The organism is Micromonospora sp. WMMC241 (assembly GCF_027460165.1).
Lineage (GTDB): Bacteria > Actinomycetota > Actinomycetes > Mycobacteriales > Micromonosporaceae > Micromonospora > Micromonospora humi.
Genome location: NZ_JAPZBF010000001.1, coordinates 1956204 through 1977126, shown reverse-complemented (window position 1 = coordinate 1977126; position 20923 = coordinate 1956204). Strand labels below are relative to the sequence as shown.

16 protein-coding genes are annotated in these 20923 nt (G+C 73.4%); 6 read left to right on the top strand and 10 right to left on the bottom strand.

Features of this window, described 5'->3' with window-relative positions; translation table 11 throughout:
• Positions 1–2 precede the first annotated feature (2 nt).
• Entirely contained in the window at positions 3–1418 is a 1416-nt protein-coding gene (ngcE, locus tag O7598_RS09455; RefSeq protein WP_269690936.1) for an N-acetylglucosamine/diacetylchitobiose ABC transporter substrate-binding protein, read from the bottom strand.
• Between the two features lie 145 nt (positions 1419–1563).
• Between ngcE and O7598_RS09450 the strand changes: the two genes are divergently transcribed.
• The gene (locus O7598_RS09450; protein ID WP_269690935.1) at positions 1564–2973 is read left to right on the top strand and encodes an acyltransferase family protein; all 1410 of its coding nucleotides are present in this window, start codon (positions 1564–1566) and stop codon (positions 2971–2973) included.
• Here the strand turns inward: O7598_RS09450 and O7598_RS09445 are convergent.
• From O7598_RS09445 to O7598_RS09435, 3 genes are all read right to left on the bottom strand, one after another.
• Positions 2945–4435: a CoA-acylating methylmalonate-semialdehyde dehydrogenase gene (locus tag O7598_RS09445; RefSeq protein WP_269690934.1), complete on the bottom strand. Its 1491-nt coding sequence runs from the start codon at positions 4433–4435 to the stop codon at positions 2945–2947. The two genes, O7598_RS09450 and O7598_RS09445, sit on opposite strands and share 29 nt — an antisense overlap.
• Positions 4432–5733, bottom strand: a complete 1302-nt coding sequence (locus tag O7598_RS09440; protein WP_269690933.1) for an aspartate aminotransferase family protein — start codon at positions 5731–5733, stop codon at positions 4432–4434. Before O7598_RS09440 ends, O7598_RS09445 begins: the two co-directional genes overlap by 4 nt.
• A 155-nt stretch (positions 5734–5888) precedes the next feature.
• Positions 5889–6575 carry a Tat pathway signal sequence domain protein gene (locus tag O7598_RS09435; protein WP_269690932.1) on the bottom strand — a complete coding sequence of 229 codons (687 nt, stop codon included), beginning with the start codon at positions 6573–6575 and terminating at the stop codon, positions 5889–5891.
• Positions 6576–6741: 166 nt separating this feature from the next.
• Here O7598_RS09435 and O7598_RS09430 point away from each other — a divergent pair, with 166 nt between their 5' ends.
• The 3 genes from O7598_RS09430 to O7598_RS09420 all read left to right on the top strand — a co-directional run bounded on the left by O7598_RS09430 (position 6742) and on the right by O7598_RS09420 (position 8686).
• A complete protein-coding gene (locus tag O7598_RS09430) occupies positions 6742–7482 on the top strand; it encodes a TetR/AcrR family transcriptional regulator (RefSeq protein WP_269694819.1) in 741 nt (246 codons plus the stop codon).
• Between the two features lie 144 nt (positions 7483–7626).
• Entirely contained in the window at positions 7627–8256 is a 630-nt protein-coding gene (locus O7598_RS09425; RefSeq protein WP_091066694.1) for a DUF6230 family protein, read from the top strand.
• A 1-nt stretch (position 8257) separates the two neighbouring features.
• A complete protein-coding gene (locus O7598_RS09420) occupies positions 8258–8686 on the top strand; it encodes a DUF6114 domain-containing protein (RefSeq protein WP_269690931.1) in 429 nt (142 codons plus the stop codon).
• 3 nt (positions 8687–8689) lie between these two features.
• Here O7598_RS09420 and murD read toward each other — a convergent pair whose 3' ends face one another.
• The gene (gene murD / locus O7598_RS09415; protein WP_269690930.1) at positions 8690–10036 is read right to left on the bottom strand and encodes a UDP-N-acetylmuramoyl-L-alanine--D-glutamate ligase; all 1347 of its coding nucleotides are present in this window, start codon (positions 10034–10036) and stop codon (positions 8690–8692) included.
• Between the two features lie 86 nt (positions 10037–10122).
• Here murD and O7598_RS09410 point away from each other — a divergent pair, with 86 nt between their 5' ends.
• Entirely contained in the window at positions 10123–11472 is a 1350-nt protein-coding gene (locus tag O7598_RS09410) for a hypothetical protein (RefSeq protein ID WP_269690929.1), read from the top strand.
• A 382-nt stretch (positions 11473–11854) separates the two neighbouring features.
• Here the strand turns inward: O7598_RS09410 and O7598_RS09405 are convergent, their stop codons facing one another.
• The 3 genes from O7598_RS09405 to O7598_RS09395 are packed head-to-tail and all read right to left on the bottom strand — an operon-like array spanning position 11855 to position 16096.
• Positions 11855–13666: a PucR family transcriptional regulator gene (locus O7598_RS09405; protein WP_442929842.1), complete on the bottom strand. Its 1812-nt coding sequence runs from the start codon at positions 13664–13666 to the stop codon at positions 11855–11857.
• A gap of 48 nt (positions 13667–13714) precedes the next feature.
• Positions 13715–15166, bottom strand: coding sequence for an argininosuccinate synthase (argG, locus tag O7598_RS09400; RefSeq protein WP_269690927.1), 1452 nt, complete (start codon positions 15164–15166; stop codon positions 13715–13717).
• A gap of 27 nt (positions 15167–15193) precedes the next feature.
• On the bottom strand, positions 15194–16096 hold the full coding sequence (locus O7598_RS09395) for a TrmH family RNA methyltransferase (RefSeq protein ID WP_442929841.1): 903 nt from the start codon (positions 16094–16096) through the stop codon (positions 15194–15196).
• Positions 16097–16115: 19 nt separating this feature from the next.
• On the opposite strand from O7598_RS09395, the gene O7598_RS09390 reads away from it, so the two are divergent.
• Entirely contained in the window at positions 16116–17954 is a 1839-nt protein-coding gene (locus O7598_RS09390; RefSeq protein WP_269690925.1) for a thiamine pyrophosphate-requiring protein, read from the top strand.
• Between the two features lie 42 nt (positions 17955–17996).
• Here O7598_RS09390 and O7598_RS09385 read toward each other — a convergent pair whose 3' ends face one another.
• Both O7598_RS09385 and O7598_RS09380 read right to left on the bottom strand, forming a co-directional pair.
• On the bottom strand, positions 17997–18557 hold the full coding sequence (locus O7598_RS09385; RefSeq protein ID WP_269690924.1) for a dihydrofolate reductase family protein: 561 nt from the start codon (positions 18555–18557) through the stop codon (positions 17997–17999).
• Positions 18558–18720: 163 nt separating this feature from the next.
• The gene (locus O7598_RS09380; protein ID WP_269690923.1) at positions 18721–20913 is read right to left on the bottom strand and encodes a transglycosylase domain-containing protein; all 2193 of its coding nucleotides are present in this window, start codon (positions 20911–20913) and stop codon (positions 18721–18723) included.
• Positions 20914–20923: the final 10 nt, after the last annotated feature.

Genomic DNA, 20923 nt, shown 5'->3' with positions numbered 1-20923 from the left:
CGTCACGCGGCCCGCTTGTACTTCTTGACCGAGTTGTCCGAGGCGATCGAGTCGGCGCCCTTCTGGCACTGGTCGAGGAACTCGGTCGGGGAGGTCCGGCCGCTGAAGAACTCGCCGCAGGCGGCGTCGACCAGGTTGCGTTCCAGCTTGCGGTAGTAGTTGTTGTAGACCCAGTTGAACCCGTTCGAGCCGGACGCGTCGAGCGCCTTGACCACGGTGGCCAGCCCGAACGGCAGTTCGACACCGTCGGTGGCGCCGGCGACCACGGGCAGGCTGGCGACCTTCTTCGTGAAGTCCTGCGCGCCCTTGCGCGACAGCATGGTCCGGAAGTATTCGAGGCCACCGGCCACGTTCTTCGCCTTCGCCGGCACCATGAACGGCTCGCCCGCGGTGCCCCGGATCGCCTCGAACGGCAGCTTGTCGCCGCTGCCCAGGCTCGGGGTGGGCGCGACGGTCATGTTGAAGCCGGCCGGGGTGACGTCCTTCTGCTCGCTCTCCAGCCAGGAGCCGCAGGAGATGAACGCGGCCTTGCCCTGGCACCAGGCGGTCTGCGACTGCTTGTGGTCCAGGCCCGGCGAGCCGTCGAGGATGAACTTGTCCTTGACGATCTGGTGCCAGGCGTCGGCGGCGGTCTTCATGGCGTCCGACTTCCAGGCGTTGGGCTCCAGGTTGTCGATGGCCAGCGCGACCGAGGGACCGCCCAGCTTGATCGCGGTGGAGATCAGCGGCCAGCTCATGTAGCGGGGGTGCAGGCCGGCGTACGTCCAGGGGGCGATGCCGGCGGCCTTGATCTGCCGGCAGAGCGCGATGTGCTCGTCCCAGGTCTTCGCGTAGTTCCAGCCACGGTCGGCGAAGAGCTTGGTGGAGTGCCAGATGCCGTACACCGTGTAGGTGTAGTTGAGCACCAGGAACCTGCCGTCGTACGAGCCGACCTCGACGGTGCCGGGCAGCAGGGTGTCCTTGACCGTCTTGCCGGGTACGTCCAGGCTCGGCGCGGCGAGCAGGTCGCCGAGGTCGGCCAGCGCGTTCTGGGACACCAGGCCGTTGAAGTCGATCTGGCCGGCGCCGGAGTTGTTGACCACGTCCGGCGGGCTGCCGTCGACGAAGCGGGGCTGGAGCGTCTTGCTGATCTCCTGGGTGGCCGAGTGCTTGATCTCCGCCTTCGGGTGGTTCTCCTTGTACATGGCCTCGTGGGCCTTGGCGTAGTCCTCGCCGAAGCCGCCGTTGAAGATCACCACCTCGAGCGGGGCGTCCTCCTTCACGCCGAGCGGGTTCTGCTCGCTCTTGGTGCCCTTGTAGGCCCCGGCGTCGCCCTTGTCGTCGCCGCCGGACGTGGCGCATCCGGCGAGCAGGCCGGCGGCGGGGGTGGCCAGCAGGCCGGCGGCGGCGCTGCGGCGAAGGATCTCACGCCTGTTCATCGCATCTCCTCGGTGGCTCTGTCGCTTCTCTTCACCAGGCACGTTTTCGTTGAAGAATTTCTACGCCGACGAGACGCGGACCACAAGACCTGAAGGCCGAACCGTTATCCGTACCGGTCGGCGGAGGCTGGCATAGCCTGGGCTCATGCGCCGCCTGCGGCAGCTCGCCGAGCGCACGCCGCCGGGGCGGGATCGCTACGTCGACCTGCTCCGGGCGCTGGCCATCGCCATGGTCGTCCTCGGCCACTGGGGCGTGACCGTGATCGGCTACCAGCACGGTCGCCCGACCGGCCACTCGGCGCTGCCCGACCTGCCCTGGGCTTGGCCGCTGACCTGGGTGGCCCAGGTGATGCCGGTGTTCTTCCTGGTCGGCGGCTACGCCAACGCCGCCTCGCTGGCCGCCCGCCGGGCCCGGGGCGGGACCGCGACCGGCTGGCTGGTGGACCGCAGCGCCCGGCTGGTCCGCCCGACCACCGCGCTGCTGCTGGTGCTGGCCGTCGGCGCCACGGTCGCCACCCTGCGTGGGGCAGACCCGGCGCAGGTACGCACCGTGGTCTGGTTCGCCACCATCCCGCTGTGGTTCCTGGTCGCCTACCTCGTGGTGGTGGCGTCGACCCCGCCGATGTACGCGCTGCACCGCCGGTTCGGGCTCGCCGTGCCGGTGGTGCTGGCCGGTCTCGTCGCGCTCGGTGACCTCGGCCGGCTCCTCGGCCCGGCCGCGCTGGCCGACGGCAACTACCTGTTCGCCTGGCTCGCCGTGCACCAGCTCGGCTTCGCCTGGTACGACGCCCGCTCACCGGAGCTGGCCCGCCGTCGGCGGCTGCCGCTGGACCGCCGGGCCGGCGCGACGCTGCTGCTGGTCGGGCTGGCCGCGCTGGTGCTGCTGACCACGGTCGGGCCGTACCCGGTGGCGATGCTGCACGTGGCCGGCGAGCGGCTGGACAACGCCGCGCCGCCGAGCGTGGCCCTGCTCGCCGCGGCCACCACCCAGCTCGGGTTGATCCTGCTGCTGCGACGTCCGGCCGGGCACTGGCTGCGGCGGTCCGGCCCGTGGCAGGCGGTGATCGCGATCAACGCGGTGGTGCTCACCGTCTTCCTCTGGCACCTGACCGCCGCGATCCTGCTGGTCGGCCTGCTCGACGCGCTCGGCCTGCTGCCCACTCCCCCGGTCGGCTCGGTGACCTGGTGGGCCTGGCGGATCCCGTGGCTGGCGGCCTTGGCCGTGGTGCTGGCCGCGCTGGTCGCCGTGTTCGGCCCGATCGAGGCCCGCACCCGCCGCCCGTCCGGGCCGCACGGCCAAGCCGGGCCGCACGGCGTCGGAGCCGGCGCGGCCCGACGCGTCGGATCCGACCCGGGCGTGGGCGAACGCGGCGCGCCGTGGACCGCGCTCGCCGTCGCCGGGTACGCCGCGCTGGTCGCCGGCCTGCTGCTGAACAGCCTGGCGCCGAAGGCCGCGCCGGAGCCGCTCGGGCTGCCCGCCCCGGCGCTGGTGGCGTACCTGGCCGGGGCGGGACTGCTGCGTCTGCTCAGGTCTGGGTGGGGAAGCCGAGGTTGACCCCGCCGTGGCGCGGGTCGAGCCAGCGGCTGGTGACCACCTTGCCCCGGGTGAAGAACGCCACCCCGTCGGCGCCGTGCGCGTGCAGGTCACCGAAGAGCGACGCCTTCCAGCCGCCGAAAGAGTAGTAGGCCATCGGCACCGGGATCGGCACGTTGACGCCGACCATGCCGGCCTCCACCTCGTGCTGGTAGCGCCGGGCGGCGCCGCCGTCGTTGGTGAAGATCGCGGTGCCGTTGCCGTACGGGCTGGCGTTCACCAGCTCCACCGCCTCGTCGTACGAGCCGACGCGCAGCACGCTCAGCACCGGGCCGAAGATCTCGTCGGTGTATATCGACATCTCCGGTCGGACGTGGTCGAAGAGGGTCGGGCCGAGCCAGAAGCCGCCCGGCTCGCCGTCCGGCGTGACGTCCCGACCGTCCACCACCGGCACCGCGCCGGCCGCGACTCCGGCCTCGACGTACGACCGGACCCGCTCGGCGTGCGCGGCGGTGACCAGCGGTCCCATGTCGCATCCACGGCGACCGTCGCCGGTGCGCAACCGGGCCATCCGCGCGGCGATCCGCTCGACCAGCGCGTCGGCCACCGGCTCCACCGCGACCAGCGCGGAGATCGCCATGCACCGCTCCCCCGCCGAGCCGAACCCGGCGTTGACCGCGGCGTCGGCGGCCAGGTCCAGGTCGGCGTCGGGCAGCACCACCATGTGGTTCTTCGCCCCGCCCAGCGCCTGCACCCGCTTGCCGGCCAACGCGCCGCGCTGGTGCACGTAGCGGGCCACCGGGGTGGAGCCGACGAACGACACCGCCTTCACGCCGGGGTGGTCGAGCAGGGCGTCGACCGCCTCCTTGTCGCCGTTGACCACGTTGAGCACCCCGTCGGGCAGGCCGGCCTCGGTGAACCACTCGGCCAGCAGCAGCGCCGCGCTCGGGTCCTTCTCGCTCGGCTTGAGCACCACCACGTTGCCGCAGGCGATCGCCACCGGCACGAACCAGAGCGGCACCATCACCGGGAAGTTGAACGGGGAGATCACCGCGACCACGCCCAGCGGCTGCCGCAGGCTGTACGAGTCGACCTCGGTGGACACGTTCTCGCTGAACCCGCCGCGCAGCGCCGAGGCGATGCCGCAGGCGTACTCGATGACCTCCAGGCCGCGTTGCACCTCGCCGGCGGCGTCCGCGAGGACCTTGCCGTGCTCGGCGGTGATCGCCTCGGCGAGCCGGTCCCGGCGGGCGTGCACCAGCTCGCGGACGGCGAACAGCACCGCCGTGCGCCGGGCCAGCGACGCGTCCCGCCAGTCGCGGGCGGCCCGTTCGGCGGCCTCCACCGCGCCGGCCACGTCGGTGGCGTCGGCCAGCGCCACCTGCCCGGTACGCCGGCCGGTGGCCGGGTCGAAGACGTTGCCGCGCCGCGTGGAGTTCCCGGCCGCCCGCTTGCCGTCGACGTAGTGCCCGATGACGGTCACGCTGCCTCCTCCACGCAGGTCCGGATCGCGTCGACCAAAATGGCCAGGCCCTCGCGGGCCTCGTCCTCGGTCAGCGTCAGCGGCGGGCCCATCCGCACCACGTTGCCGTGCAGGCCGCCCTTGCCAACCAGCAGGCCGCCGGCGCGGCACGCCTCGAAGACCCGACCGGTCAGCTCCGGGTCCGGCTCGACGGTGCCGGGGCGGACGAACTCGACGGCCAGCATGAGGCCCTTGCCGCGCACCTCGGCGACCCGGTCCAGGCCGGCGGTGGCGGCTCGCAGGCCGTCGCCGAGGATCGCGCCGACCCGGACCGCGTTGCCCTGCAGGTCGTGGTCGAGCAGGTAGTCGAGGACGGCGTTGCCGGCGGCGGTGGAGACCGGGTTGCCGCCGAACGTGGAGAAGCTGATCGCCGGCACCGCCTCCAGCACCTCGGCCCGGCCGACGACACCGGCCAGGGCGAAGCCGTTGCCGATGCCCTTGGCGAAGGTGAGCAGGTCCGGGGTGACGCCGTGCGCCTGGTAGCCCCAGAAGTGCTCGCCGGTGCGCCCCCAGCCGGTCTGCACCTCGTCGCTGATCAGCAGGATGCCGTGTTCGTCGAGGACCTTCTTCCAGGCCGCGAGGAGACCGTCCGGGCCGTGGGTGAAGCCGCCGACGCCCTGGATCGGCTCGGCGATCAGGGCGGCCACGTCGCCGGCGGTCTGGGTGGCGAGCACCTCGCGCAGGTCCTCGACCGCGGCCTCGACCCGGTCGTCGGCGTCGAGCCGGGCCAGCAGCCCGCGCAGCCGCTCGCCGGAGTGCAGCCAGGCCACCTGGAGCGGGTTGAGCGCGCTGGCCGACCAGCCACGGTTGCCGGTGACGCCCATCGCCGCGTACGACCGGCCGTGGTAGCTGTTGCGCACGGCGAGGATCTGGTGCGAGCGCCGGTGGTTGGTGGCGACCAGCAGCGCGGCCTCGTTGGCCTCGGTGCCGGAGTTGGTGAAGAAGACCCGCGCGTCGGGGATGCCGGAGACCCGGGCGATCTTCTCGGCCAGCTCGACCTGCTGGCGGATCAGGTAGAGCGTGGAGCTGTGCACCAGGCCGGTGCCCAGTTGCCGCTGCACCGCCTCGCGGATCTCCGGGATGTCGTAGCCGATCATGTTGGTCAGCACGCCGCCGAAGAAGTCCAGGTAGCTGCGTCCGGCCGCGTCGGTGACCCGGCGGCCGGAGCCGGCGACCAGTTCGAGCGGTTCGGCATAGTAGAGCGGCATCCAGGACGGGAGCACGGCCCGGTGCCGGGCCAGCAGGTCGTCGGTGGTCATCGGCGCACCCTTCAGCGGCGGTTGGTCCCCGCACGCTCCCACCGCGCACCGGCAGGGACAACTGTCACTGTGTCGCGCGAGGGCGCCGCACACCTGACACCACGTACGGGCCGGTGCCCGGCGAACCGCCGCGCACCGGCCCACGTGCCGGGTGGTCAGTTGACGTAGACGCCCGGGCTGCCGGTCTTGCTGGTGTCCTTCACCGGCGAGTACGTCGCGGTGAAGTAGGCGGTGCCGAAGCAGAGCGACGGGCCGGAGAACTTGGTCAGGGTCTGGTTGGTGAAGGCGATCGAGTTGGTGGCGTTCGCCGCCGCGCCGGTCAGCGTGTTCGTGCTGGTCCGGTAGACGCAGGTGATCGGGCCGAGCAGCGAGTTCAGCACGACGGTGCTCTGGATCGGCGCGGCCGCGGTGCCGGCGATGGTGACCACGCCGGCGCTGGTGACCGAGGTGGTGTACGGCAGGTTGTTGACGGTCACGCTCTGCACGCCGGTGGTGCCGAAGACGTTGGTGGTGCAGCTGGTGAACGTCTGCGCGGTGAGGCTCTCGGTGGCGGTGCCGGGGGCGGTCGGGTTGGTCAGCACCTTGGCGCTGAAGCTGGACGCGGCGCACTTGATGCCGGTGGTGCCGCTGGCCGAGGAGTAGAAGGTGGCGTTGGTGCCGGTCTTCAGGCTGGCCTGGATGACGTCACCCACCGAGACCGCGGTGCCGGCGGCGGTCGGGTAGGTCAGCACGGAGCTGGCCAGTGCGGTGGCGGGGGCGGCGGTGGCGGGGGTGGCGCCGACCAGACCGGTCAGCAGCGCCAGGGCGGCGAGGCCCGCGCCGATACGTCCGTACCTGGGCATGGTGGTTCCTTCCGGCGGTGGGGTGGAGGCGGGTGGCGATAATGACAGCCGTCGAACCCTTCGGAGAGATCACTTTTGGTGACCAGCTGTCAACCGAGCGTGTCGAAAGTTATAAACCTCGGAGGGTCGTAAAGTCAACGCATCAAGGAAGGCCGATATCTTGACCATGCAGAGCCCGCCCCCGCCGGCACCCCTGCCGGGCGCGCGGCACGGCCGCGACCCCGACCGCGCGATCAAGCGCGGGCCGCGGCGGGTGCCGGCCGAGGAGGTGGCGGCGACCCAGCGCGACCGCCTCTTCGACGGCCTGGTGCGGGAGGTCGCCACCCGGGGCTACGACAACGCTCGGGTCAGCGACATCTGCCACGCCGCCGGAGTCACCCGGCCGGCCTTCTACGCCCTGTTCAGCGGAAAGCAGGACGCGTTCCTCGCCGCGTACCGGCACGGCATCGCGGTGGTCTCGCAGTTGATGGAGGCCGCCTACGCCGAGGCCGGGCCGGCCTGGCCGGACGCCGCCCGGGCGGCGCTGCGCACGCTGCTCGACGTGCTGGCCAGCGTGCCCGCCTTCGCCCGGATGGCGCTGGTCGAGGTGGACGCCGCCGGCCCGGACGCGCGCCGGGAGCGGGACGCGCTGCTGCACAGCTTCCGCCGGTTCTTCGCCGACGCCGGCCCGGGGCCGGCGGACGACGGGGTGGACCGCGACGTGCTGGTGTCCACGGTGGTCGGCGGCATCTACGCGACGATCCGGGCCCGGGTCACCCAGGGGCGGGCGGAGGACCTGCCGCTGCTGCTGCCGGTGCTCACGTACGCGGCCACCGCGCCGTTCCTCGGCCGCGAGGAGGCGCGCCGGGCCACCCGGTCGCCCCGCCCGGACGAGGGGCCGAGCGCGACCGCCCCCTGCGCGCCCTGAGTTCGGTGAAAAACCGCAGCGGTTTTTCACTTTGGCCGCAATTGGCAGATACCGACTAACGATCTGTTGACCCTTCGTTTACTCAGCGGTAACTTCGGCCTGCACATCGTCGTCGATGAATTGATCTCGAAGGGGAGAGCCGCCATGTCGGAGCAGACCGCACCGATCGAGCCCGGCCAACCGAGCAGCGGCGTGCGCTGGCGCCGATTCGCCGTCACGCTCGGCACCGTCGCGGTCGGCGCGGCCGGCATGGTCGTGCTGACCGCCCAGGGCGTGCTCGGCGCGCAGTTCGCCATCTCCGGCATGCCGTTCACCGTCACCGCCGACAAACTCGAGGGCACCGGCTTCGAGCAGTTCGCCACGCTCGACCAGATGATCCCGGACAGCCCCAACCAGGGCGACACCGGCGGCCAGGTGGTGGTGATCGTGTCGGCCATCGACAAGGCCGAGCTGACCAACCTCTGCCAGAGCATCAGCCTGGGCGGGATCAACCTCCGGATCACCGCCGGCGGCTCCGGCAAGCCGGTGACCGCCCGCACGCTCGTGGTCGACGGCGACGAGATCGCCGGCAACGCCTCGTTCCGCAACATCAACGTCGGTCAGGACGCCAGCACCGTCGACCAGGTCCCCGGCGTCAAGGGCAACCCCGGCGTCTTCGCCCAGCAGGCCGACACGGTGACCATCAACAACCTGCGGCAGAACAACTACGCCACCACGGCCGCCGTCTTCACGCTGCCCAACCTGCACATGGGCTTCAGCTCCGACGGGTGCTGAGGTGAGCACCGGACAGCACGCGGCGCCGGTCGCCCGCTCCGGCGGGCGCTGGCGCCGCTGGCGACGGGCCCGCCCCTTCACCGCCGGGCTGCTGATCGCGCTCGGCGGCGCCGAGATGCTGGTGACGCTGCGCGCGCCGCTCGGGGTGCTGCTGCACGTCGGGCCGCAGGGATTGGCGGCCTATCTGGTCCCGGCCGTCCTCGTGCTCTGCGGGGTGCTGCTGGTCGCCACCCCGCAGCAGCGGGTCTTCTACGCCCTGCTGTCGCTGCTGCTCGGGCTGGTCTCCTGGCTCACCTCGAACCTGGGCGGCTTCGTCATCGGCATGCTGCTCGCCCTGGTCGGCGGCGCGCTCGCGTTCGCCTGGACCCCGGACAAGCACCGGCCCGCACCCGCCGAGCCGGTGCTCGCGGAACCGCCGCACCCGGGCTGAACCTCAGCGGGCGGTGTCCGCCACCGCCTGCGCGAACACCTCGGAGCGGTGCTCGAAGTTGCGGAACCGGCCGTAGCTCGGCGCGGCCGGGGACAGCAGCACCACCCCGCCGGCCGGCGTGAGCTTGCGGGCCAGGCCGACGGCGGCGACCAGGTCGTCGGCCAGCTCGGTGCGCACCGCCGGCAGCCCGGCGAGCGCCTCGACGATGCGCGGGCCGCTGTCCGGGATGCCGATCACGGTGATCTCCCGCTCGGCCAGGTGCTCGCGCAGCGGCGCGTAGTCGAGCCCTCGGTCGGTGCCGCCGACGATCACGGTCAACGGCCGCCCCTCGTACGCGTCGATCGCGTGCATCGCCGCGTACGGGCTGGTGGCCAGCGTGTCGTCGACGAAGGTGAGCCCGGACGGGTCGGGGATCTCGCTGAGCCGGTGGGCCAGACCCTGGAACTCGGCGACCGCCACGGCGAGGGAGTCCCGCCGCGCCACCACGTCCACGCCCAGCGCCTCCAGTACGGCCAGCGCGACGCAGAGGTTGCCCTCGTTGTGCCGGCCGACCAGCGGCAGCACCGCGCGCGGGAAGAGCGGCGTGTCCCGCAGGTGGAACCACGGCGTGCCGTCCGGGCCGGCGGCCACGTGGGTGGTGTCCGGCGAGCCGGCCCGCACCGCCGCCCGGTCGCCCAGCTCCACGGCCAGCCGCGGGTCGGCACCGTTCACCACGACGGTGTGCGGGCCGTGCGCGACCAGGTTGAGCTTGTCCCGGTAGTACTCCCGCTCGCCGCCGTGCGCGTCCAGGTGCTCGGGGAAGAGCGCGGTCACCACCGCCACCCGCGGCGAGTCGGTCAGGTCGGCGCACTGGTAGCTGGACAGCTCCAGCACGTACCGCTCCGCCTCCGGCAGGTCGAGCAGCGGCACGCCGATGTTGCCGCCGAACACGTTCGGCCGGTCCATCGCGGTGAGCAGGTGGCTGATCAGGCTGGAGGTGGTGCTCTTGCCCTTGCTGCCGGTCACCCCGACGGTCCGCTCCGCGTGGTCGGCCATCCAGAGCGCGCTGCCCTGGGTGACCGGGACGCCACGGCGACGCAGCTCCACCATCCACGGGTGGGTGTTCGGCACCCCGGGCGAGCGGACCACCACGTCGGCGGCGGCCAGCCGCGCGAAGCCCTCCTCACCGGTGACCAGCGGGGCCGCGGCGGCGAGCGGGCCCTCCCAGGGCAGGGTGAGGAAGTTCGCGCTGTCGTCCACGGCGACCAGGCCGGCCGGGCCGTGCGCGGCGATCGCGATCACCGCGGCCCGGCCCTCACGGCCGGCGCCCCAGACGGCGACATGACGTCCGCGCAGATCAGACAGGCGCACGGGCTCTCCTCGGGCTCGGTCGGTGCTCGCGGGCGGGGTCCGGCCCAGCCGGACACGGCCGGACGAACCAGGGCCTAGTATGGCGTGTGCCCAACGAGCAGCTGCGGCGGATGGACGCCTTCACCTTCCCGTCCTACTCGATCGATTTCGCCACCGGCGAAGTCCTGTTCGACTACGCCCTGACCGGCCCCGACGGCGAGCAGCGGTTCACCGAGGTGATCACGCTTCCGCTGCCGGCGGAGCCGGTCTCCGACGCCACCGCGGCCACCCTCGGCCGGGTGCTGGAGCTGCTGCACGTGGTCGCCGGCGTCAGCTACTACAAGGCCGCCGCGCCGCCCCGGCTGTTGCTGCCCGCGCCGCTGGGCGCCGCCGCCGTCGAGCTGGTCACCGCCGTCTACACCAAGGGCCTCGCCGAGTACGCGTACCGCAACGACCTGCCGCACGTGCTGGCGCTGCGGCCGGAGGTGCCGGCCGGCGCGGTCGACCCGGCCGTCCCGCTGGACAACTCCGACCGCCGCCCGCTGTCGGCCGTCGGCGGCGGCAAGGACTCCATCGTCACGCTGGAGGCGCTTCGCCGTGCCGGGTTCGACCCGGTGCCGTTCTCGGTCAACCCGAACCACGTGATCGTCTCGGTCAACGAGGCGTCCGACCTGGTGCCGCTGGCCGCCCGCCGGCGCCTCGACCCGGTGCTGTTCGACCTGAACGCGGCCGGGGCGCGCAACGGTCACATCCCGGTCACCGCGATCAACTCGCTGATCGCGGTCGCCACCGCCGTGCTGCACGGGCTCGGGCCGGTGGTGATGTCCAACGAGCGCTCCGCGTCCGACCCGAACCTGGTCTGGCAGGGCCACGAGATCAACCACCAGTGGTCCAAGGGCGTCGAGGCGGAGGGGCTGCTGCGCGCGGCGCTGGCCGAGCACGCCGGGCTCACCGAGCCGTACTTCTCGCTCCTGCGCTCGCTGTCCGAGCTGCACATCGCCCGGCTGTTCGCCGAGATCGACCGCTACGACGCGGTGGTGACCAGCTGCAACGCCGCGTTCAAGCTGCGCGACGCGAGCGAGCGCTGGTGCCGCGACTGCCCGAAGTGCCGCTTCGTGTTCCTGGCCATGGCACCGTTCATGCCCCGCGAGCGGCTCACCGGCATCTTCGGCGGCGACCTGCTGGCCGACGAGACCCAGACCGCCGGCTACCGGGAACTGCTCGGCGTCGACGGGCACAAGCCGTTCGAGTGCGTCGGCGAGGTGGAGGAATCGGTGGTCGCGCTGAGCCTGCTCGCGCAGCAGGACCAGTGGCGTGACGCCCCGGTGGTCCGCGCCCTGGTGGCGGCGCTGCCGGACAGCGCCTGGTCGGCGGCGACGACCTCCGACGTCTTCGCCCCCGGCGGCCCGAACTTCGTCCCCGCCCCCTACGCCAAGGCGCTCACCGCCCTGACCTGACCGCCCTTCGCGCCTTGGCGTGTCGCCGCCTCGGCGTGTCGCCGCGAACACGAAGGTGCTGTTGAGTGCGGTATACCTCACAGGCATATTTATGCCTGTGAGGTATACCGCTGATAAGCGCATCATCTCGCCCACCGAAGTCACGCTCCGTGACCAGCACGCCCGGGAGCGCTCGCGGTAATACCCACCGTCCCGAGGCCGGACCGCAGGACGCCGGCGGTAAGCCGGGGCGGCGCGGCCGGCGGTAAGCCGGGGCGGCGCGGCCGGCGGTAAGCCGGGGCGGCGCGGCCGGCGGTAAGCCGGGGCGGCGCGGCCGGCGCCGGGGCCGGGCCGCGCAGGTGGTGCCGAAGCCGTGCAGGCGGCGCCGGGGGTGCGAACGGCGTCAGGGGGTGCGGACGGCGTCCAGGGCCAGCAGCGCCACGTGCAGCGAGAGGCACTGCTCGACCGAGTCGAGGTCGGCGCCGAGGATACGGCCGATGCGGGCCAGCCTCTCGTAGAACGCCGGGCGGGACAGGTGCGCCGCCGACGCCGCCGCCGACTTGTTCCGCCCCTGCTCCAGATAGGCGCGCAGGGTGCCGAGCAGCTGCTCCCGTGGATGCTGCGCGTCGTAGGCCAGCAGCGCGCCCAGTTCCCGCTCGACGAACGTCTGCAACCGGGGCTCGTCGCGCAGCAGGTGGAGCAGGCCGGCCAGCCCGACGTGCGGCAGCCGGAAGCAGGGCAGGTCGCGCGGGTCCCGCCGGGCCGCCTCGGCGATCTGCCGCGCCTCGACGAGTGACCGGCGCGCCTCCCGCAGGCTGCCCACCCCGGACCCGGCCGCCACCACGACCGCCGGCCGGACCGGACCGTCAGCCGAGCGCCCGCCGCCGGCCGGCGCACCACGGCCGGCGCCGTCAGCCGAGCGCCCGCCGCCGGCCGGCCCACCACGGCCGGCGCCGTCGACCGAGCGCGCGCCGCCGGCCGGCCCACCACGGCCGGCGCCGTCGACCGGGCGGGACGGGCGGACGGGGACGGCGTCGAGGCGTACCCGACGCAACGCCGCGGCGAACGCGGCGAGTGCCCTCTCCTCGTCGGCCGGGTCGGGCAGCGCCAGCAGCGCGCCCACCGCCTGGTCGTCGACGGCGCTGGTCAGTGCCGTGAGCTTGGCCTCGCGGACCGCCTGGCCGACCGCCTCGGCGAGGTCGCGCAGCCGGGCCGGGCCGGCCTCCGGGCCGGCGGCGTCGCCGGCCGGGTCGTCGCCACGGTGCCGGACCACCACGCCGACCAGGTGCCGGCGGTCCAGGGTGACGCCGAGCGCCTTCGCGCGCAACGCCACCTCGTCGACCGGGCGGGAGTGGTCGATCAGCGCGGTCAGCAGGGTGCGGTGGATCTGCCGTTCCAGGCCCTCCGCGTCGCGGCGGATGAGCCGGCCCAGGGCCAGCGTGGAGGCGGCCCGCTCGATCAGGATGGTGAGTCGGGTGGGTGGCACGGCCTCGGTCGCCGGCCAGCGCAGCAGCAGCCGGCCCCAGTCCTGCCCCCGCGCGCCGACGGTGGTGACCAGCCAGCCGCTGTCCGGGTCGTACGCGGTGCGCCCGGCCGGGCGGATCCGCCGGGAGTGCTGTTCCCAGCCGTCCAGCAGCAGCTCCGCGCTCTCCCCCGCCGGGTCGTACGCGAGCACCTGCCGGGACAGGTTCTCCAGCACCACCGGGCAGCCGGCCAACTCGGCGGCCTGCCGCAACACCTCGGCCGGCTCGGCGCCCTCCACGGACAGCTCGGTGAACCGCTGGTGGATCTCCTCGGTGGCCCGCAGCTCGGTGAGCTGGGCGTCCACGATCAGCGCGTGCACCGCCTCGGTGATGCGCACGAACGGGGTGGCCCGGCGCAGCTCGACCAGCGGCATCCCACGCCGTTCGGCGGCGGCCGCCATCGACCGCGGCACGCCGCCGACGTAGCGGCGGCCCAACTCGACGACCAGCCCGGAGACGCCGACGTCGGCCAGGTCACCGATGAACGCGCGCAGCCCCGCGTCGTCCGCGGGCAACCCGATCCCGGTGGTGAGCACCAGTTCGCCACCGCCGAGCAGGGTGGCGATGTCGGGAACCTCGGCCACGTGCACCCACCGCACCGGGCGGTCCAGCCCGGCCTCGCCGGCGACCAGGCGGGGCGCGCCGTGGCGCACCGGCACCAGGGCGAGCACCTCACGCACGGTAGGGAACACGGGCGACACGCTACCCTGCGTCACAACGGTCCCGGAAAGGCCGCTGGCTCAGTCGACGCCGAACTCCATCGCGGCCCGGTCGAGCCACTCGTCCTCGGCGGAGGGCACGCCCCGGGAGGCGATGGCCTCCGCGCCGCCCTGCGGCATCGCGCCGATCAGGCCGGTCGAGGCCGCCTGCGCCGCGCCGACCATCCGCTGCGGGGCGGTGCCGCCGACCATGCCGAGCGAGGCGTACTGCTCCAGCTTGGCCCGCGAGTCGGCGATGTCCAGGTTGCGCATGGTGAGCTGGCCGATCCGGTCGGACGGCCCGAACGCCGAGTCCTCGGTGCGCTCCATGGACAGCTTGTCCGGGTGGTAGCTGAACGCCGGCCCGGTGGTGTCCAGGATCGAGTAGTCCTCGCCCCGGCGCAGCCGCAGCGTCACCTCGCCGGTGACCGCGGTGCCGACCCAGCGCTGCAACGACTCGCGCAGCATCAGCGCCTGCGGGTCGAGCCAGCGCCCCTCGTACATCAGCCGGCCGAGGCGGCGGCCCTCGGTGTGGTAGTTCGCCAGGGTGTCCTCGTTGTGGATGGCGTTGACCAGCCGCTCGTACGCGGCGTGCAGCAGCGCCATGCCCGGCGCCTCGTAGATGCCCCGGCTCTTGGCCTCGATGATCCGGTTCTCGATCTGGTCGGACATGCCCAGGCCGTGCCGGCCGCCGATGGCGTTGGCCTCCAGCACCAGGTCGACCGCGCTGCCGAACTCCTTGCCGTTGATCGTGACCGGCCGGCCCTGGTCGAAGCCGATCGTGACGTCCTCGGTGGGGATCTCCACCGCCGGGTCCCAGAACCGGACGCCCATGATCGGCTCGACCGTCTCGATGCCGGTGTCGAGGTGTTCGAGGGTCTTCGCCTCGTGGGTGGCACCCCAGATGTTGGCGTCGGTGGAGTAGGCCTTCTCGGTGCTGTCCCGGTAGGGCAGGTCCCGGTCGAGCAGCCACTCCGACATCTCCTTGCGCCCGCCCAGCTCGGTGACGAAGGCGGTGTCCAGCCACGGCTTGTAGATGCGCAGCTGCGGGTTGGCCAGCAGGCCGTACCGGTAGAAGCGCTCGATGTCGTTGCCCTTGAACGTCGAGCCGTCGCCCCAGATCTGCACGTCGTCGGCGACCATCGCCCGCACCAGCAGGGTGCCGGTGACGGCCCGGCCCAGCGGCGTGGTGTTGAAGTAGGCCCGGCCGCCGGAGCGGATGTGGAAGGCACCGCAGGTCAGCGCCGCCAGCCCTTCCTCGACCAGGGCGGCTCGGCAGTCGACCAGCCGGGCCACCTCGGCGCCGTAGCTGAGCGCACGGCCCGGCACGGAGCCGATGTCGGGCTCGTCGTACTGGCCGATGTCGGCCGTGTAGGCGCAGGGCACGGCGCCCTTGTCGCGCATCCACGCGACCGCGACGGAGGTGTCGAGGCCGCCGGAGAAGGCGATGCCGACACGTTCGCCGATGGGCAGGGAGGTGAGAACCTTGGACACAGGAAGATTATGCACCAAGGCGCATGGTCATGCAAGCGGATCGTCGCGACCCAGTTCCCAGCAGGCCACCGCCGTGGCCGCGGCGACGTTCAGCGAGTCCACGCCCCGGCGCATCGGGATCACCACCCGCACGTCGCTCGCCGACATCGCCGCCCGGGTCAGCCCGGCGCCCTCCGCGCCCAGCAGCAGCGCCGCCCGGGCCCGCTGGCCGTCGGTGAGCCGCTGGATCGGCACGGCGTCCGGCGCCGGCGTCAGGGCGAGCACGGTGAAGCCCGCCGCCCGCACCTCCTCCAGGCCCGCCGGCCAGCGCTCCAGCTTCGCGTACGGCACCGCGAACACCTCGCCCATGCTGACCCGGACGCTGCGCCGGTAGAGCGGATCGGCGCAGGTCGGCGACAGCAGCACGGCGTCCACCCCGAGCGCCGCCACGGCCCGGAAGATCGCGCCCAGGTTGGTGTGGTTGTTGACGTCCTCCAGGATCACCACCCGCCGGGCGGCGGCCAGCACCTCGGCGGCCGACGGCAACGGCCGGCGGTGGAACGACGCGAGCACGCCCCGGTGCACGTGGAAACCGGTGGTCCGCTGGAGCACCTCGGCGGTCGCCGCGTACACCGGGACGTCGCCGGTGTCGAGGTCGGCGAGCTGGTCCGCCCGCTTCGACTCGACCAGGTACGACCGGGCCGGGTAGCCGGCCCGCAGCGCCCGCCGCAGCACCAGCTCCCCCTCGGCGATGAACAACCCGTGCGGGGGTTCCCACCGGGTGCGCAGCTCCACGTCGGTGAGCGCGCGGTAGTCGGCGATCCGGTCGTCGTCGGGGTCGGTGATCTCGTGGACGGGCACCGACCGATTCTGCCTGGTGCCCCGGGCCGCCCCGGCGCGGGCCGGGTTTCCGCCGCCCGGGGCGGGGAACGGAGCCGGGGAAGCGGACACCGGCGAAGGGACCACCACGATGGGCGCGGACCACCCCGACGACGGCGCGCTGCCCCGCGACGCCACCGTCGCCGACCAGATCGTGGCCCGGCTCGCCGAGTGGGGCGTGCACCGCTACTACGGCTACCCCGGGGACGGGATCAACGGCATGACCTCGGCGCTGCAACGGGCCGAGGGGCGCGCCCGGTTCATCCAGGTCCGCCACGAGGAGACCGCCGGCTTCGCCGCCGGCGCGCACGTCAAGTACGGCGGCGGCCCGCTCGGCTGCGTGGTGGTGACCAGCGGCCCGGGTGCCATCCACGCGCTCAACGGCCTCTACGACGCCAAGCTCGACCACCAGCCGGTGGTCGCCCTGCTCGGGCACACCGCGCTGCCCGCCGAGGGCGGCGGCTACTACCAGGAGGTGGACCTGCTCGCGCTCTACAAGGACGTGGCCGGCGACTTCCTGGCCCAGCTCGACGACCCGTCGCAGACCCGGCACCTGGTGGACCGGGCCTGCCGCACCGCGCTGGCCCGGCGTACCGTGACCGCCCTGGTCCTCCCCTCCGACGTGCAGGACGAACCGGCGGTGCCGCAACCACCGCACGCCCACGGCTACTACCACACCAGCGCCGCGCCGAGCAGCCCGCCGGCCGCGCCGCCGGCCGCGGACGTCCGCCGGGCCGCCGAGGTGCTGCGCGGCGGCGAGCGGGTGGCCATGCTGGTCGGGCAGGGCGCACTCGGCGCCGAGGACGAGGTACGCCGGATCGCCGACCGGCTCGGCGCCGGGGTGGCCACCGCGCTGCTCGGCTTCGCCGCCGTCGACCACCGGCAGCCCTGGGTCACCGGCGCGATCGGCCTGCTCGGCACCCGCCCCAGCTCGCAGCTCATGCGCGAGTGCGACAGGCTGCTCATCGTCGGCAGCCAGATGCCGTACTCGGAGTTCTACCCGCCGGAGGGTCAGGCCCGGGCGGTGCAGATCGACATCGACGGCAGCCGGATGGGGTTGCGCTACCCGACCGAGGTCAACCTGACCGGCGACGCCGGCCCCACGCTGCGGGCCCTCCTCGACGAGCTGGGCCCCGGCCCGGCGCCGACCGCCTGGCGGGCCACCATCGCCGACGCCACCGGCAAGTGGCGGGCCGCCCAGCGCGAGCTGGCCGGGCAGCCGGCCGACCCGGTCAACCCGCAGTCGCTGTTCGCCGCGCTCGACGACACGCTGCCCGACGACGCCATGCTCGCCGTGGACTGCGGCACCGCCACCGCCTGGTACGCCCGGCACCTGCGGGTCCGCCCCGGCATGCTGGCCAGCCTGTCCGGCACGCTGCTGTCCATGGGTGGCGGCATGCCGTACGCGCTGGCGGCCAAGTTCGCCCACCCGGACCGCCCGGTGATCGCGCTGCTCGGCGACGGGGCGATGCAGATGAACGGCGTCAACGAGCTGATCACGGTGGCGAAGTACTGGCGGGAGTGGGCCGACCCCCGGTTCGTGGTGCTGGTGCTCAACAACCGGGAACTGGCGTTCGTCAGCTGGGAGCAGCGCTCCGGCGAGGGGACGCCGATGTTCCCGGACAGCCAGGACCTGCCGGACGTGGCGTACCACAGGTGGGCGGAGGTGCTGGGGCTGCGCGGCGAGCTGGTCGACGCACCGGATCAGGTGCCCGACCTGTGGCGGCGGGTGCTCGCCGCCGACCGGCCGACAGTGGTCAACGCCGTGGTCGACCCGGCGGAGCTGATGCTGCCGCCGCACTTCACCGCCGAGCAGGCGCGCAAGACGGCCGCCGCGGTGCTGCGCGGCGACAGCGACCGGGCCGGCATCATCCGGCGCGGGGTGCCCGCCGCGCTCGCCACCTACCGGCCCCGCCGCCGCGGCCGTTGACCGGTCGGGCCCCGCGCGGACAGCCGCGCGGGGCGTCGCCGGTCACGCGCGCCGGTAGCGCAGCAGCACCGAACGGCCGTCGAAGCCGCGCGTGGCGACCAGCCGCAGGTCCTGTCGGGCAAGGTCGGGCAGCACCTGCCGGCCGCCGCCGAGCAGCACCGGGTGCACGACCACCTGGTACTCGTCGATCAGCCCGAGCGCGGCCAGCGCGGTCGCCGCGCCGGTCCCGCCGGTGACCAGCAGGTCCCCGTCGAACCGCTCGCGCACCTCGGCCAACTCCGCCGCCAGGTCGCCGCCGCCGACCACCCGGGCGCCGTGGTCGGCCTCGGCGAGCGTGCGGGAGACGACCACCTTCGGGGTACGCCGCCAGATCGGCGCGAACGCCAGGTCGTGCGGGTGGTCGGAGATCGACTCGACCTGCGGCCAGTAGGAGGACATCATCTCCCACACCCGCCGCCCGTAGACGAACGCGCCGGCCCGCTCGGTCAGCTCCAGCGAGTACGCGGACAGCTCGTCGCCCATGGCCGGCCAGTCGAACTCACCCTTCGGCCCCTCGATGAAGCCGTCGACCGACTGGTGCACCCAGTAGATGACCTTGCCCATGGTGCGCTCCTCCGCGTATCGGTGCGCCCGGGTCCGGGCGCGCTCACCGGTGGGTCGGAGCCGCCGCACCGGATCCGACACCGCGCGCCGGGGGTTTCCGGCGGAGTGTTTGGAGGGGCCCCTTCTTATGCAGAATGCGTTAAGAAGGGGCCCCTCCTTGCACCTAGCCGCGGTTCTGGAGCCAGCGGAGCAGGTCCGACGGGAGGTTGCTGCGGTTGTCCTCACGAGGCTGGGGTTGCGGGCGCGGCTGCGGGCGCTGCGGGTTGCCGGCCAGCTCGCGGCTGGGCGCGGTGAAGTCCCGCACCGGCTTGCCGGCGACCGCCGTCCGGATCGTCCGGGCCACCGCGTCGATCACCTTGGCCTGGACGGCGGAGCCGACCAGGTCGGTCGAGTCGTCCGGGTTGGCGGCGATGCCGGCGACGGCCACCTGCGGGGTGTACCCGACGAACGTCTCGGTGGCGTTCTCCTCCGAGCTGCCCGTCTTGCCGGCCACCGGCCGGTCGACGATCCCGTCGACGCCGGTGGCGGTGCCGCCGTTGCACTGCCCGTACGCGGACTGCTGACCCACCGGGCAGCGGGCCGCGTCGGTGGCCGCCCGGGCCACGTCGGGTTCCAGCACCCGCTTGCAGTTCGGCTGCCCCACGTCGACCTTCCCGCCGTCCGGCGCGGTGACCGAGACCACCGGCAGCGGCGAGCAGTAGGTGCCCTCGGCGGCCACCGTCGCGTACGCGTTGGCCAGGTCGAGCGGGGTGGTGGCGGCCACGCCGAGCGTGAACGCGCCCCAGTTCGCGGCGTTGTCGCGGGCGAACGCGGCGTCCGGCTCGGCCCGGAACGTGATGCCGAGGCGCTGCGCCATCTCCACCACCTTGTCCTCGCCGACCTGCTCGGCCAGCCAGACGAAGTAGGTGTTCACGGAGCGGCCGAAGCCGTCCCACATCATCCGGTAGCCGTCCATCCACTCCGGGTTGGCGTTGCCCGGGCACCATTTGCCGTCGCAGTTGCCCTCGGCGTCCGAGGCGTAGCGGGTGGGCAGCTTGGCCGGCGCGTCGAAGCCGGTGGCGAGCGGCTTGCCGGCCTCCAGCGCGGCCAGCATGGTGAACATCTTGAACGTGGAGCCGGCCTGGTAGCCGTCGACGCTGGCGCCGCCGGAGATCAGCGGGTTGACCGTGTTCGGGTGGTTGGCCTGCCCGTCCGGGTTGTCGGCCAGGCTGTAGTGCCGGTTGACCGCCATGGCGAGCACCCGGCCGGTGCCGGGCTCGACCGCCGCGATCGGCAGCGCGCGCTTGTCGTCGTACCCGTAGACCTTGGTGGCCTGCGTCTGCGCGGTCTGCTGGATCTTCGCGTCGAGCGTGGTGACCACCCGGTAGCCGCCGCGGCGCAGCGCCTGCTCGCGCTCCTCGGCGGTGTCGCCGAAGGCCGGCTGGGTGAGCCACCACTGACGCAGGTAGTCGCAGAAGAAGCCCCAGTCGTCGTGGCCCTGCGCGGTGGCGGTGCAGCCGTTGGGCTGGGCGGTCGGGCGCAGCGTGAGCGGCTCGGCCTTGGCCGCGGCGGCCTGCTGGGCGGTGATCGCGCCGGTCTCGGCCATCGAGTCGAGCACGTACCCGCGCCGGTCGAGCGCCTGGTTCTTGTCGCCGTCGATCGGGCTGTACTCGTCGGGCGACTGGACCAGGCCGGCGAGCAGCGCCGCCTCGCCGAGGGTCAGGTCGGCCGGCGCCTTGCCGAAGTAGCGCTGGGCGGCGGCGGCGACGCCGTACGCGCCGGAGCCGAAGTACGCGATGTTCAGGTAGCGGTTGAGGATCTCGTCCTTGCTGAGCGACTGCTCCAGCGCGTTCGCGTACCGGATCTCCTGGAGCTTGCGCCCGACGGTCTGCTCGGTGGCGGCCTGCCGCTCCTCGGCGGTGCGGTTCGGGTCGGTCTTGAGCACGTTGCGGACGTACTGCATGGTCAGCGTGGAGCCGCCCTGCTCGGTGCCGCCGCCCTTGACGTTGGCGACCAGCGCTCGGGCGATGCCGCGCAGGTCGGCGCCGCCGTGGGAGTAGAACCGCCGGTCCTCGGCCGAGATGATCGCCTGGCGCATCACCGGGGCGATCTCGGCCAGCGGCACGTCGCTGCGATTCACGTCGTAGAACGTGGTGATCAGCGTCTTGCCGTCGTTGGCGTAGAGGTAGGAGCGCTGCGGCTGCACGGGGGTGCGCAGCGCGTCGGGCAGTTCCTCGTACGCCCCGAGGCTCGCCTTGGCGACGAACCCGCCGAGCAGGCCGGTCGGTAGCGCGGCGAGCGCGAGGACGAGCCCGGCGAGCAGGCCCGCGAGCAGCACGGTGAGAAGCCGCGACAACGGCGACCGGGGAGACGGCATGGACTCCAGG

Excerpts from the sequence above, each read along its gene's own strand:
- O7598_RS09435 (WP_269690932.1), bottom strand. The coding sequence starts at position 6,575 with ATGCCCAGGTACGGACGTATCGGCGCGGGCCTCGCCGCCCTGGCGCTG.
- O7598_RS09450 (WP_269690935.1), top strand. The coding sequence starts at position 1,564 with ATGCGCCGCCTGCGGCAGCTCGCCGAGCGCACGCCGCCGGGGCGGGAT.
- ngcE (WP_269690936.1), bottom strand. The coding sequence starts at position 1,418 with ATGAACAGGCGTGAGATCCTTCGCCGCAGCGCCGCCGCCGGCCTGCTG.
- O7598_RS09440 (WP_269690933.1), bottom strand. The coding sequence starts at position 5,733 with ATGACCACCGACGACCTGCTGGCCCGGCACCGGGCCGTGCTCCCGTCC.
- O7598_RS09425 (WP_091066694.1), top strand. The coding sequence starts at position 7,627 with ATGTCGGAGCAGACCGCACCGATCGAGCCCGGCCAACCGAGCAGCGGC.
- O7598_RS09430 (WP_269694819.1), top strand. The coding sequence starts at position 6,742 with ATGCAGAGCCCGCCCCCGCCGGCACCCCTGCCGGGCGCGCGGCACGGC.
- O7598_RS09380 (WP_269690923.1), bottom strand. The coding sequence starts at position 20,913 with ATGCCGTCTCCCCGGTCGCCGTTGTCGCGGCTTCTCACCGTGCTGCTC.
- O7598_RS09390 (WP_269690925.1), top strand. The coding sequence starts at position 16,116 with ATGGGCGCGGACCACCCCGACGACGGCGCGCTGCCCCGCGACGCCACC.
- O7598_RS09385 (WP_269690924.1), bottom strand. The coding sequence starts at position 18,557 with ATGGGCAAGGTCATCTACTGGGTGCACCAGTCGGTCGACGGCTTCATC.